This window comes from Dactylosporangium roseum (assembly GCF_025264685.1).
In the GTDB taxonomy this organism is placed as follows: Bacteria; Actinomycetota; Actinomycetes; order Mycobacteriales; family Micromonosporaceae; genus Dactylosporangium; species Dactylosporangium roseum.
This window is the reverse complement of the sequence record NZ_CP073721.1, coordinates 5,219,607-5,233,082: the sequence shown is the minus strand read 5'-3', so window position 1 is coordinate 5,233,082 and position 13,476 is coordinate 5,219,607. Positions and strand designations below refer to the sequence as shown.

Genomic DNA, 13,476 nt, shown 5'->3' with positions numbered 1-13,476 from the left:
ACGCCTCGCCCCTCGTCGGTTCGGCCGGAGCTTAGCGACCGCCGGTTCGGACGGCACCCCGATTTCGCCCGGCCCGCACCGGCTCCACCTTGCCGATCTTGCAGTTGTGGTGCCAAGACACTCCCCGAATGCCCGGTTTGTCAGGCACCACAACTGCAAGATCGACGCAACAAAGGTGGCGGATACCGCATCAGCGTGGGCCGTCACGCGCCGGGCGGGCGGTGAGCGGGTGGTGGACAGCAGGGTGAGCACGTCATGAAGGGGTCGCGAAGGCGGCGAGGGTGGTGCGGCTACCGGACCGAGCCGGCGAGCATGCTTTGCAGGAAGAACCGTTGGAACAGGAAGAACACCAGCAGCGGTACGGCCATCGACACGAGCGCGCCGGGAGCGATCACGTCGATGTTGGAGGGGAACGACCGCATCTGCTCCTGGAGCACCGCCGTGATCGGTGCGTGGTCCGAGCGGGCGAAGACGAGGGCGACGATCAGGTCGTTCCACACCCACACGAACTGGAAGACCGCCAGCGAGGCGAGCGCCGGCCCGCCCAGCGGCAGCACGATCCGGCGGAAGATCGCGAACTCGCTGCCGCCGTCCATCCGTGCGGCCTCGATGAGATCCGACGGAATCGCCACGTAGAAGTTGCGGAGGAGGAAGATGGCGAACGGCAGGCCGAACGCGACGTGGAAGGCCACCACCGCGGGGATGGTGCCGGACAGGCCGAGCAGCCGGAACAACTGCGCATCGGGGATGATCGCCATCTGCACCGGCACGGCGATGAGTCCGGCGAGGACCAGCGTCACCGCGTGCCGGCCGCGGAACTCCAGCCACGCCAGCGGATACGCGGCGGCGGCGGCGATCGCCACCACGAGCGCAGTCGACGGGGCCGAGATGAGCACCGTGTTCCACAGCGCGTGGACGATCCGGCCGTCGGCGACCAGGTCCTGGTAGTTGCGCAGCGTCAGCCGGGTCGGCGCGCCCAGGACCGTCCACCAGCCGGTGTCGCTGTTGTCGGCCGGACTGCGCAGACTGGCGACGGCAAGGCCGAGGGCCGGCACCAGCCACCACAGGCCGATGGCGACGACAGCGACCTGGGCGGCGCCGCGGCCGAGCCGCCGGGCGACCCGGACGGCCGGGCTCACCCGGGGCCGGCTGTCCGGTTCGGTGCCGGCGGGCCGCAGCTCCGGCACGGCGACCGGGGCGAAGATGCTCAACGCTCGCTCCTTCGCAAGCGATGGATGTTGAACAGCACTCCGGGCAACGCCAGGACGAGCAGCAGCACGCCCAGGGCGCTGCCCCGGCCGACGTTGTCGAACGACGAACGCCACATCTCCAGCGCGAGCACCGACGCCGGCCCCTGTGCCGACTCCGGCGCGACGACCAGCACCAGGTCGAACACCTTGAGCACGTTGACCGTCAGGGTCAGCAGGATGACCACCACGATCGGGCGCATCAGTGGCACCGTCACCCGCCGCAGGATCTGCCATTCGCTCGCGCCGTCGACCCGGGCGGCCTCCAGGGTCTCCCTCGGGATCGCAGCCGATCCGACCGTGATCAGCACCATCGCGAAACCGGCCCAGATCCAGATGTACGCGCCGATGATCGCCGGGGTGACGAGGGACGGACCGAGCCAGGTGAGGCCCGCGAACGGCTCGGTGAAGTTACCGGCGGCGAGCCGTACCACGTAGCCCTGGCCGGTCAGCTCCGGCACACTGAAGGTGCCGTCCGCCGCGGTCCGCGTCCGGGAGACCACCCTGCCGTCGCGCAACACCTCCACCGCCACGTCGGGAAGGCCCCGCTCACCGGGGTCGACGGCACCCGGCCGGCCGCCGGTCGCGCTGAAGTCGGACCAGACCACGCCACGAATCCCGGATTCGGCAGTGCCGACCGTGCCGGGGGCCGGCAGCGCGGATTCCGGCACCTGCCCGGGTGCGAGCCCGACCAGCGGCAACAGGACCGCCTCGCCGGCGGCGAGGGTCCGGCTGGTCTGCAGCCCGCCGCCGCTCGGCACGAGCGCCTGGCCGTCACGGGCCCGCGCGCCGTGATACAGCGACGGCGGCTTGAACGTGTCGTGGACGGCGACGACGACCGCGTTGAGCACGCCCCGGTCGGGACTCTCGTCGTAGACGAGCCGGAACGTGATCCCGGCGGACACCAGCGAGATCGCCATCGGCATGAACAGCACGACCCGCAACGCGGCGGTGCGGCGGACCCGCTGCGCGAGGACCGCCACCAGCAGCCCGACCGCGGTGACGAGACTCGGTGTGACGATGATCCAGATGGCGTTGTTGAGCAGCGCCCGGCGGATGCGGGGTGCGGTGAAGATCTCGACGTAGTTGGCCGGCCCTACCAGGTCGCGGCCGGCCGCGTCGTGGAAGCTCCACCACACCGTCCGACCGATCGGGTACAGCACAAGGGTGAGCACGAACAGCGCGGCGGGTGCGAGGAACCACGCCGCGGTGGAGACCCTGGCGGTACGTGCCATCACATGCCCCTGTACGCGACGGCGGCGGCAGCCTCGAGCCGCGCCGCGACCAGGGCCGGGTCCGTCGTCGGCTCGGCGAGATATTCCTGCAGCAGCCGCCACATGCTCGCACCGTTGCCGCCGCCGAAGCCGCTCGGGCTCAGGTCGGACAGGTCGAACCGCAGCGTCGGCGCCCGCAGCAGTCTCTCGGCGAGCGACCTCGTGGTCGCGTCGGGATAGGCGGCGGCGTCCAGGCCGAGGTTGACCGACAGAAACCCGCCGCTGCGGGCCATGATCGCGGCGGCTTCCGGAGACGCCAGGTAGGCGATGAGCGCCATCGTCACCGGCCGGTCGGTGAATGCGACGGCGGCGTCACCACCGGTGATGACCGCGCCGGCGCTGCCGTCCACCGTCGGCCAGGCGAAGTACCGCGCGCCGTCGCCGACGCGGTATAGGCCGAGCTTGGCGATCTCGGTGGTGACGAAGTCCCCTTCGTAGAGCATGCCGGCTCCGGGCCTGCGCCCGAAGACGTCGGCGACCGAGCGGGTGAACGTGGTCTGCAGCGCGCCGCTGGGGCCACCCTGCAGGAACCGCGGTGAGGCCCAGTACCGGCCCATGACCCGGAGGGTCTCCACGACCGTCGGATCGGTCCACGGCAGCTCACGCATGGCCAGCCGATCGTAGGCCTCCGTGCCGGCGAGCTGCAGATAGACGTTCTCGAACCAGTCGGTGAGCGGCCAGCCGTCGGCGCCGGGCACCGCCATCGCCACCGTGCCCGAGTCGACGAGCGTCTGCGACACCGCCGTCAGCTCGTCGAGCGTCGTGGGCGGCCCGACACCCGCCGCGGTGAACGCGTCGTCGCGGTACCAGATGACCGACTTGTTCGCGGCCTTGAAGTACACCCCGTAGAGCCGGCCGTCGACGCTGCCGAACTGCTGCCACTGCGGGGAGAAGTGCGCGCGGACGGCCCGCTCGGCGGCACCGGTGATCGGTTTCGCCGCGCCGGTGGCCGCGTACCGGGCGATCACCCCCGGCTGCGGGATCATGGCGATGTCGAGTGGTGTCCCACCCCTGACACGTGCGGAAACCAGCACCTCAAGATCGCTGCCCCCGGAGGTGTACCGCACCCGCGCGCCGGTCTGCTTGCCGAACGCCCGCAGCACCCGCTCGAAGTTCGCCTGCTCGGTGCCGGTCCAGCTACCGGCGATCTCGACCGACTGCCCGGCGTACGGCTTGGCCGGCGTCTCGACGGCATCGCAGCCGGCCAGAAGCAGCGCGGCGCACCACAGCCCGGCGGCGAGCGCGCGGCCGGTTAGTCTCACCACCGGAGCCTCACCACCGGAGCCTCACCACAGGCTTCGACCGCTGTGGGCGTCGAACACCAGCATGTGCCGCGTGCCGACAGCGAGCATGATCGGCTCACCGGCGGCGGCGTTCGAGCAGCCGCTCACCCTCGCGACCACGGTGGGCGCGGGCAGTGCGCAGCCTTCGCCGTCGGCCAGTTCCAGCTCGACGATCCGGTCCGGGCCCGCGGGGCGGACCAGGCGCACCACGCCGTGCAGCACCAATGCCGCCGGTCCCGCCACAGCGGGTTGCCGTACCACGGCGTCCTGGAGGTGCTCGGGCCGGACCCCGACGACGATGTGCCGGCCGAGATACCGCTGCAACAGCGGGTGCTGCCGCAACAGCGCCGACACCGGCACCTGCTGGCCACACACGGCGAGGACAGGGCAGCCGAGGCGCTCGATGAGCATCGCCGGTATCAGGTTGATCGTCGGCTCAGCCACGACGAGCGGGTCAGCGTCCCGAACGAGCACACTGCTGGCATGCATTGGCCATCCCCATCACGGTCGGCGGCGTGTCATTCGAGTGTTGGGGCCCGACGACGGCCCGCACCAGAGGCGGCCGCCACGTGTAACCGTGTTGCAAGGCGTCTCACAAGATCACCGGACGAGCCGCCCGGGCCTGCCGCGCGACCGGGGTCTCGGCGTGGCCGTGAACCTGCCTCCCCCAACAGGCGTTTCAATCTGTCGACCGCCACGACACTGCCCATGACAGCACCGCAGGACGTACGATCCGGACCCGATCTGGTGCACCGAACCGTCCCAGGAAGGAGACCGTGGCGCCGCAACCGGCGGGCATCAGCAGCGCCCGCGACGCTGCGGCCAACCCGACCCTCCTCGCCGGATTCACCATCGCCGTGATCAGCCACCGCCGCCGGCACCGCCTCGCCGACCTGCTCGAACACCACGGCGCCCGAACCGTGTCCGTCCAAGGCGTCCGCGCCGTACCGCAACCCGACCCCCACACCCTGCGCCACGCCACCACCACCAGCCTCGACACACCCCTCACCGACGTGATCATCTCCTCGGCCACCGGCGCGCGGGCCTGGCTGCGCACCGCACCCGACCCCGACCGGCTACGAACAGCGCTGCGCACCGCCCGCCTCCTGGCCGCCAACCCACGCACCGCCGACGCCCTCCGGGCCGACGCCCTGCACGACATCCTCTCGACCGCGACCGGAACCGCCGACGAAATCTACCGATACCTCCTCACCCACCAACCCCACGGCCGGCGCGTCGCCGCCCAACTCGACACCCCCGACCAGACCGAACACTGCCAGACGCTGCGACTCCACGGCGCCCACGTGACCGAACTCCCCACCTACACCACCGAACCACCCAACGACGTCGTCGGCGTACGCCGCGTCGTCGAACTCATCGGCCGCCGCCAACTCGACGCCGTGGCCTGGATCGACCCCGTCGCCACCGGCCACATCCTGCGCTTCGCCACCGACCACGGGCGACTACCAGCCGTCATCACCCAACTCGGCGCCCACATCCCAGCCGTCTGCCGTGGCCCCCTCGCCGCAGCCGTCCTCCGCAACCACCACGTCCAACCGGCCACACCACCCATGCCGTTCGACGAGGAAACCGCCGCACTCCTGGCCAGAACCGTCCTCAACCGAACCGTCCACACCACCGTCGGCGGCCACGCACTGGAAGTCCGCGGACACGCCGCACTCCTCGACGGCAAGCTCTACCCGATCCAGCAAGGACCCGTCGACGTCCTACGAGCCCTCGCCACCCGACCCGGAAGAGTCCTCTCCACCACCGACATCCGACACCTCGTCCCCGGCCTCACCGACGCCGACGACCATGCCATCGAAATGACCGTATCCCGGCTCCGCCGGGCAGTACCCGACCTCGACCTCGTACAAACAGTGATCAAACACGGATACCGGCTCGCCGCCTGACGGGCGCGGCTCCGCTGCTGCGCACTCCCGTCAGCCCGTGCACGCGGTACTCCCGGGTGATGGCGGTGTTCTGGTTCGCGTTCGTCGAGTCGACCCGGGCGACCGTCCACGGATCCGAGTGGTCGGTACACGCGGGAAATGATCACCCCGAGAGCGTGGCCGGCCACCCGCCGCCCGCCCGGGTGGTGCGCAGCCGGTCCGGGACGCACCACCACTGGTCGGGGCGGTCGGGCGCCGGCGCCTCCGGCCCGGTCTCCACGATCCGGGCCAGGCGCAGCAGAAACGCCGCGATCCCGGCGGCGCCCTGCATCCAGGACACACCCGGCGGCAGCAGCGGCGGGTCCTGCCGGTGCTCGACGAACCGCCACCGCGCCCCGCCGGTGTCGCGGACCGCCCGCTCGACGAGCGCGTCGCCCATCAGCCGGGCACCGTCGAGCAGCCACCCTTCACCGGTGTCCTGGTAGGCGTCGAGCAGGATGTCGCCGACGCCCGCGGTACCGCAGCATCGTCCGTCGTTGTCCCAGAACCCGGGTCGCAGGCGGGCCGGCACGCCCGACGCGAGCACCGAGCGCAGGCAGCGGCGGCGCAGCTCGCCGACGTCGTGGCCGCCGGCCGTGTGCGCGCCGGCCCGGGCGAGCGCGGCGAACAACTGCGAGGTGCCCGCCGGGCCGTGGCACCAGGTGTACGTCACCGGCTCCACGTCCCGCTGCGAGTACGGCAGCGTGTGCGGCACCACGAACCCGCCGCCGGTGAGGTCCCCGACGCTGAGCAGGTGCTCCGCGCCGCGCACGGCCGCGTCGACGAAATCCGCGCGGCCCAGGACGTGGCCGGCGACGGCGAGCGCCGACGCGACCCCGGCGGTGCCGTGCGAGAAGTTGGGGGTGCTGGAGCGGTACCCCGGCCACATCCGCCAGTCGAGACCGCCCTCGGTCGCCTCCGCCCGCCTGAGCAGCGCCGTCCCGCCGCCGTCCGCGATGTCCGCGGCGCCGGGCCCGGCGGCCCACACGGCGGCGAGCACGACGCCGGCGGCGCCCATGACGACGTCGGTGACGGGGCCGCGGTACTCCAGGTCGAGCGTCGTGTCCCAGCCGTCGGCGGTGCGCAGCTCGGCGATCCGCCGCATCGCCACCGCCTCCCGCCCCGGCGCCAGCAGCCGCAGCGCCGTCACGTCCCCGGCGAGCCCGTCGTACAGCGAGGCCTCGCCCCGCGTCCGCGCCCGCGCCGCCAGCCGCTCGACGACCCGACCGGCCAGCCCTCGCTCGTCGGCGGTCAGCTCACGACCGGCGGCGATCTCGGCGAGCAGCGGCGCCAGCCCGGCCAGTCCCGCGTACAGCGAGTCCCGGTCGGCCGGCGGCGCCACGGCATCGACCTCCGCCAGCCAGGGCCCGTCGTCGTCCCGCACCCGCGCCCGCACCCATGTCCAGGCGGCCTCACCAAGCTCCCGATACGTCACCGTTGCACGCTACCCGCCGAGCGGTCGCGGCCCGGCGGGTCGGCGTGCGCCGCTGGGCAGCTTCCGCCGCAGCGCGGCCCAGACGTGGGCCGGTTCGGGCGCGGTGCGTAGCCGCTCGCCGACCCGCTCGGCTCCCGCGCGGTACGCCCCGTCGTGCAGCATCTTGCGCACCGCGGCCGCCGCCTGCCCCGGCTCGTCGACGACGATGCCGGCCCCTGCCGCGGCGACCCGCTCGGCGTTCATCGGCTTCTCGGCGCCCTTCGGCCACAGCACCATCGGGATGCCGTGGCTCAGCGCGGCGAGCACGGTGCCGGCGCCGCCCGCGGCGACGACGACCGAGACGTCCGCGGCCAGGAGCTGGGCTATGGGGACGAAGCCGACGAAGTGCACGTTCGCCCTGGCGTCCGCGAGGGTACGGTCGGTGCCCGGCGCCACGACGGCCAGCACGTCCACGTCGTCGAGCCCCGCCACCGAGTCCACCAGCGCGTCGAGCATCGCCGCGTCCAGCAGCACGGTCCCCAGGGTGACGAGCACCCGCCGCGGCGCGGTGGACGCCGGCACGGCGGCCGGCGCCGTCCCCGCGTACGCCCGCGGCCGGATCGGCAGCCGGTCCGCCGCCGGCTCCCACCCGGGCTCGTGCAGCGCCGCCGGCCACGGGTCGACCAGCGCGACGCGCCCGGCCGGGGTCAGGCGGCGCTCGGCGTATCGTGGCGCCAGCAACGCCCGCATGGCCGGCACCAGTGCCGGCGGCGACACCGGCAGCCCGACCGCGTGCCGCACCAGCGGCACCCCCAGGGCCGCGGCGACCATCGCCCCCACCGCGTCGTATTCGTCGGTGACGACGACCTCGGCCCCGAACGCCCGCGCCTGCGCCAGCGTGCCGTCGAACGAGAGGTCGACCCGGGTCCCGGCGAAGAACGACGCGACGGGAAAGACGTCACGCATGTCCGCCATGTCGGCCCCGCCGGTCCGCCGGTCGTTCTCCGCGAGCAGCACCTCCGTGTCCGGTCCGGCCGGCACGGTGGTCAGCCCCCCGGCCAGCGGCGCCATCCCGCCGGGCACGGCGAGCACGACCTCGTCCCCGGCCGTGGCGGCGGCCTCGGCCAGCGGCAGCACGGGCAGCAGATGCCCGTAGATCGGCACCGCCGTGAACAACACACGCATGGCCCCGATTATTTGGACCCGGTCGGCCCTTCAGCTACACGGAAACGCGCCATCCTGCGCCGCCGGTATGCGGGGAAACCCGACGAACCGGCCGGCTGGGCGCAGCCTCATGATCGTGGAGCGGTTGTGCGTCTCCGGCCACCCAGACACCCCACGAACATGAAACTGTGGTGGTGGCCTGCGTCGGCGCGGCTCAGCCCGCGACGGGTAGCGGGTGGCGCTCGGACCCCGGCGAACCTTCGGCCATCCATGTTCGACCATGCGCATCCTGTTACCGCGATCGGCATCAGACATCCTGGGTGTGCCGTTCGACCCACCGCCGTGCCGCTGACGGCGGGTGCGTCCGATGTGGACGCACCCGCCGTCGGCCGCGGACCGGTCAGGCGCCTCGCACCCAGTCCAGGTTGAACCGGGTGAAGATGATGCCGCCGGTGTTGCCGATCTCGTACAGGTCGGCGACCTGGCCGTTCGACAGCACGGCCATCGTGGAGTAGCCGGCCGCGCCCGGCTTGAGCAGCGCCCGGGCCGGCCAACTGGCCCCGTTGTCGGTGGACAGCCGGACAGTGAGGTTGTTGCGGCTGCTCGAGCTGGCGTTGTTGCTGAACAGCACGGTGGCGGTCCGCGTCGGCGCGCCGTTGGGCCCGACGTCGGCGGGGCGCAGGTAGCTCATCTCGTCGGCGTTGCAGCCCGGGTCGGGCAGCAGGCTGCTCGCGGTCGCGGCGCCGAACGTGGCACCACCGTCGGTGGACGTCGAGTAGTAGCGGCTCTTGACGGAGTCGTGGCGCATGTTCTGCACCACGGTGCCGCTGCCGCGCTCGACCGCCTTGCTCTCGTTGATGTTCGCGCCGGCGGAGCCGCCGCGCCGCCACGTCACGCCGTGGTCGTCGCTGTACACGTTGCCCGCGTTGCTGACGCCGTTGGCGTCACGGTACGAGATCGGCTGGATCAGGCGCCCGGAGCTGGTCTGGATGCCGTGGCCGGAGGAGAAGAACACCTGCTTCCACGCCGGATCCTTGAGCTGCGGGTTGAGCTCGACCGGCGCGCTCCACGTCGCGCCGTTGTCGGTGCTCTTGACGTACTGCAGGTGCAGGCTGTCCGGGTCGCCGGCCGAGTTGGTGCCGGAGCCGGCCGCCCAGTAGCTGACGCCCACCCGGGGGGAGTACGTGTACAAGCAGTACACGGTGCCGGTGGCGCGGTCGACGAGCAGGCTCGGGTCGCCGACGCCCGCGCCGAGCGCCGGCGCGTGGTGGATGACGCGGGGCTGCTCGAAGGTGCGTCCGCCGTCTGTGCTGCGCATCATGGCGATCTGGATGTTGTTGTCACCGCCGCCGAGGTCGTAGTTGCCGTTCACCCGTGCGTCCGCGACCGCGATGACGGTGCCGTTGTTCGTCACGGCCATGCCGGGGATGCGCACCGACGCCACGGTGCCGTCGTAGTGCCCGTTCGGCCCGTTGAGCCCGCGGATGACGCTCTGCGTCGTCAGCACTGTCACCGCGTTCATCTGCGGGGTGCCGGCGTCCAGCCCGCAGGTGGCGGTGCCCTGGTTGGTCAGGTCGAACCCTGTCGCGGTGGTCCGCAACGCGTACGACGTGCCGGACGGAACCGTCCAGGACAGCAGGGCGTTGCCGCCCGCGGCCACGTTGGTGGTCCACGGGGAACCGCTCCGGCCGGGCCACGTGGTGGTGAACGTCTTCGCCGTGCTCGTCCGGTTCTCCAGGGCGAGCTGCAGCCGGCCGGCGGTGCAGTCCATGCTGGTCAGCGCCGACATGCCGGTGCCGCAGTGGAAGAGACCGGCCGTCGTGGTGTCCAGCCCGGTCGGCGTGGTGGTGCGCAGGTTGTACGCCGCCCCGGGGGCGAGGGTCCAGTAGCGCAACGAGGTTCCGCCCGCCGGGACCGTGCTTGTCCACGGCGAACCGGACCGGCCCGGCCAGGTGATCGTGTAGGTCTGGGCGGCGCTGCTGTTGTTGACGAGGGTCAGCGTCAGGCGGTTGGTGGTGCAGTCCGCGCCGGCGACGGCCATGACGCCGGCGGGTGCGGCGGCCCGGGCGGGGTCGGCCGGCAGCGTGGCGGTCAGGGCGAACGCCGCCACCGCCGCCACCGCCGTCACCGCTCGGATCAAGCTTCTTCGGGGGCTCACATCGGCTCCTTCGGGGTGCGATGACCAGGATGCCAAATCATCGGACGTGCGATGTCTGATGACCGTAGATCGATGCCGGTGGAGCGTCAAGAGATTCGCGTGCCTGACTGCGCCGCCCCCCACCACCCGCGTTGATCTTGCAGTTGTGGTGCCGGGACGCTCCCTGAGTGCCCGGTTTGTCAGGCACCACAACTGCAAGATCAACGCGCAAGGCGGCGGCGGGGGAAACGGGAAAGGTCAGGCGTATGATGTCTGATGTGATGCTCGTGGCAGGGGAGCGTGACAACGATGACGGGATCAGGGGAGAGCCAGCTCGATGCGAACCGAGATCAAGCCCATCCGGCCGGACCGTACGTTGCTTCGGCAGGCGGTGACGGATCGCATCAAGACGTACATCATCGACAACCGGCTGAAGCCCGGCGATCCGCTGCCCACCGAGGCCGAACTGTGCGAGGCGCTCAACGCGAGCCGGTCCAGCCTCCGGGAGGCGATCAAGACCCTGGCCGCACTCGACATCGTCGAGGTGCGCCACGGCTCCGGCACCTTCGTCGGACGGCTGTCACTGTCCGCGCTGGTGGAGAGCCTGACGTTCCGTGGCCTGCTCAGCCCGGAGGACGACCTCCGCGCCCTGCTCGACCTCGTCGAGGTGCGGCAACTGTTCGAGGAGGGCATGGCCGCGCAGATCATCGAGCGGCTCGACGGGGAACACCTGGCCGATCTGGAGCAGGCCACGGCGGAGCTCGAGCAATGTCCGCCCGGCAGTGCGGCGCAGGTGGAGGCCGACCGGAAGTTCCATCAGCTCCTCATGCAACCCCTGGGCAACCAGCTCATCAGCCAGCTCACCGGAGCGTTCTGGGACGTCCACGCGATCGTCGCGCCGTACCTGGGCATGTCCAGCCCGGCGGAGGACGCCGACACCGTCGCCGCGCATCGCGCCATGGTGGAGGCGGCCCGTGGCCGCGACGCCGACGCGTTCGCCGCGGCCGTGGTGGCGCACTACGCGCCGGTACGCCGCAGGATCGCCGCCGCCGGACGAGCCTGACCGCCGTCGCGGCACGCGCTCGGCCGGCGGTCTTGGAGATGACGCGGCGTGACGTGTGAGACGCTCGACGGGCACCGCCGTGCCCGGCCGTGCCGTGGCTCGCGTGCCGCGGCCCGGCGGCGCGCCCGAGAGGATGTGCTGGTAGGGGCGCCGGTGGCCGGCGTCGAACACCCCGCCGGGCCGGCCGTCAGCGCTGGTGACGCCCGCATGATCGATGTTGCACATCCGTTACCGATGGTTCCGGCGCTGGCCTTGACCCTGTCCCGTCCGGCTCCTAACGTACCGCCTACGATTAATCAGACGTACGACGTCTTATATCTTCGGGAGTGGGCATGAAGCAAAGCCTTGAAGGCGTGTCCCGCCGTGACGTCCTGCGCTACGCAGGCATCCTCGGCGCGGCGACCGCCATCACCGGTGGACTGGGCGCGTGCGGCGACAGTGGCGGCGACAAGGGCGGCGAGTCCAGCGGCCCCGCCGGCAAGACGATCGAGGCCACACTCGCCTTCACCCTGTCCAGCGGCTTCGACCCGATGAGCGCCTCCAGTGCCGTGGCCACGGCGGTCAACCAGCACGTCTTCGAGGCGCTGATCGACCTCGACCCGATCACCCGCAAGCCGTACCTGGCGCTGGCCGCCTCGCAGCCCACGGTGAGCGCGGACGGGCTGACCTGGACCGTGGCGCTCCGCGAGGGGGCGAAGTTCTCCGACGGCTCTCCCGTGACCGCCGACGACGTGGCGTGGTCGTTCCAGCGGGCGATGGACCCGGCGAACAAGGCGCTGATGGCGGGGTTCATCACCTTCGTCGACAAGGTCACCGCGAAGGACCAGCGGACCGCGGAGTTCAGCCTCAAGCACCCGTTCAGCCTGTTCCCGCAGCGGATCGCGGTCATCAAGATCGTGCCGAAGGCGAAGACCGGCGACGCCGCCGCGTCCAAGGCCTTCGACACCGCACCCATCGGCTCGGGGCCGTTCACCGTGCAGAGTGCCAACGCCACCGCCGGCGTCGTGATGGGCGTCAACGCCAACTACAACGGTCCACGCCCGGCGAAGGTCGAGAAGATCACGCTGCGGACCAGCCCGGACGGCACCGCCCGGCTCAACGATCTGCGGGGCGGCTCTTCCCAGGCGATCGAGGCGGTGCCGTACCTCGACGTCAAGAGTGTCGGCACCGACCGCAAGGTGGAGGAGAAGCAGGCGTTCAACCACCTGTTCCTGATGTTCAACTGCGCCGCCGCGCCGTTCAGCGACAAGCGGGTCCGGCAGGCGCTGCACTACGCCATCGACGCGGACAAGGTCGTCAAGACGGCGCTACAGGGCTACGGCACGGCCGCGTCGAGCTACCTCGACGCGGGCAACGCCGCTTACCAGAAGGCGGCCACCGCCTACAACTACGACCCGGACAAGGCCAAGAGCCTGCTCGCCGCGGCGGGCGCGAGCAACCTGTCGTTCGAGCTCAACACCACCGACACGGCGTTCGTCAAGGACAGCGCCCCGGTGCTCATCGACGCCTGGAAGGCGATCGGGGTGAACGCGACGCTCAACACCAAGCCGTCGTCGGCGATCTACGGCAGCGTCGTGCCGGGCGCGAACTTCCGGGTGCTCGCCGCGTCCGGCGACCCGACCGTGTTCGGCCCGGACGTGGATCTGCTGCTGCGCTGGTTCTACCTCAACCAGACCTGGACCAAGGACCGCTACCGGTGGGCCCCCGACGTGGCCAAGCAGTGCGCGCAGCTCATCGAGTCGGCCGCGAAGGCCTCCGGATCCGAGCAGGCCGCGCTGTGGAAGCAGGCCCTCGACCTCATCGCCGACGAGGCGCCGCTGTATCCGGTCTTCCACGTCAAGACGGTGACGGCCTACGACCCGGCGAAGCTCAAGGACTTCCAGGGCGCCTCGACCACCGGCCTGTACTTCCTCGGCGCGTCGCGGGCGTGAGTCGTCGTCCCCGGTGGTGTGACCGTGCGCCG

10 protein-coding genes are annotated in these 13,476 nt (G+C 71.6%); 3 read left to right on the top strand and 7 right to left on the bottom strand.

Translation table 11 applies throughout. From position 1 onward, the window contains the following. Nucleotides 1–290 precede the first annotated feature (290 nt). The 4 genes from Drose_RS24465 to Drose_RS24450 are packed head-to-tail and all read right to left on the bottom strand — an operon-like array spanning nt 291 to nt 4,293. Entirely contained in the window at nt 291–1,211 is a 921-nt protein-coding gene (locus tag Drose_RS24465) for a carbohydrate ABC transporter permease (protein WP_260723645.1), read from the bottom strand. Continuing rightward, nucleotides 1,208–2,482 carry a carbohydrate ABC transporter permease gene (locus tag Drose_RS24460; RefSeq protein WP_260723644.1) on the bottom strand — a complete coding sequence of 425 codons (1,275 nt, stop codon included), beginning with the start codon at nt 2,480–2,482 and terminating at the stop codon, nt 1,208–1,210. Before Drose_RS24460 ends, Drose_RS24465 begins: the two co-directional genes overlap by 4 nt. Then, nucleotides 2,482–3,783 carry an ABC transporter substrate-binding protein gene (locus Drose_RS24455; protein WP_260723643.1) on the bottom strand — a complete coding sequence of 434 codons (1,302 nt, stop codon included), beginning with the start codon at nt 3,781–3,783 and terminating at the stop codon, nt 2,482–2,484. The genes Drose_RS24460 and Drose_RS24455 overlap by 1 nt, the downstream gene beginning before the upstream one ends. A 24-nt stretch (nt 3,784–3,807) precedes the next feature. Next, nucleotides 3,808–4,293, bottom strand: coding sequence for a TOBE domain-containing protein (locus Drose_RS24450; RefSeq protein WP_260723642.1), 486 nt, complete (start codon nt 4,291–4,293; stop codon nt 3,808–3,810). Nucleotides 4,294–4,580: 287 nt separating this feature from the next. Between Drose_RS24450 and Drose_RS24445 the strand changes: the two genes are divergently transcribed. Then, nucleotides 4,581–5,717, top strand: coding sequence for a uroporphyrinogen-III synthase (locus tag Drose_RS24445; RefSeq protein ID WP_260723641.1), 1,137 nt, complete (start codon nt 4,581–4,583; stop codon nt 5,715–5,717). A 142-nt stretch (nt 5,718–5,859) separates the two neighbouring features. On the opposite strand, the gene Drose_RS24440 is transcribed toward Drose_RS24445, so the two are convergent. From Drose_RS24440 to Drose_RS24430, 3 genes are all read right to left on the bottom strand, one after another. Then, complete coding sequence (locus Drose_RS24440) at nt 5,860–7,170, bottom strand: lanthionine synthetase LanC family protein (RefSeq protein ID WP_260723640.1); 1,311 nt, start codon at nt 7,168–7,170, stop codon at nt 5,860–5,862. 9 nt (nt 7,171–7,179) lie between these two features. Continuing rightward, complete coding sequence (locus Drose_RS24435; protein ID WP_260723639.1) at nt 7,180–8,334, bottom strand: glycosyltransferase; 1,155 nt, start codon at nt 8,332–8,334, stop codon at nt 7,180–7,182. Nucleotides 8,335–8,713: 379 nt separating this feature from the next. Beyond that, complete coding sequence (locus Drose_RS24430; protein ID WP_260723638.1) at nt 8,714–10,471, bottom strand: exo-alpha-sialidase; 1,758 nt, start codon at nt 10,469–10,471, stop codon at nt 8,714–8,716. A 370-nt stretch (nt 10,472–10,841) separates the two neighbouring features. Between Drose_RS24430 and Drose_RS24425 the strand changes: the two genes are divergently transcribed. Together Drose_RS24425 and Drose_RS24420 are read left to right on the top strand one after the other, a co-directional pair. Beyond that, complete coding sequence (locus tag Drose_RS24425; RefSeq protein ID WP_260723637.1) at nt 10,842–11,513, top strand: FadR/GntR family transcriptional regulator; 672 nt, start codon at nt 10,842–10,844, stop codon at nt 11,511–11,513. Nucleotides 11,514–11,845: 332 nt separating this feature from the next. Next, complete coding sequence (locus tag Drose_RS24420) at nt 11,846–13,444, top strand: ABC transporter substrate-binding protein (protein ID WP_260723636.1); 1,599 nt, start codon at nt 11,846–11,848, stop codon at nt 13,442–13,444. The last annotated feature ends 32 nt before the right edge of the window (nt 13,445–13,476 follow it).

Excerpts from the sequence above, each read along its gene's own strand:
- Drose_RS24460 (WP_260723644.1), bottom strand. The coding sequence starts at position 2,482 with ATGGCACGTACCGCCAGGGTCTCCACCGCGGCGTGGTTCCTCGCACCC.
- Drose_RS24450 (WP_260723642.1), bottom strand. The coding sequence starts at position 4,293 with ATGCATGCCAGCAGTGTGCTCGTTCGGGACGCTGACCCGCTCGTCGTG.
- Drose_RS24435 (WP_260723639.1), bottom strand. The coding sequence starts at position 8,334 with ATGCGTGTGTTGTTCACGGCGGTGCCGATCTACGGGCATCTGCTGCCC.
- Drose_RS24420 (WP_260723636.1), top strand. The coding sequence starts at position 11,846 with ATGAAGCAAAGCCTTGAAGGCGTGTCCCGCCGTGACGTCCTGCGCTAC.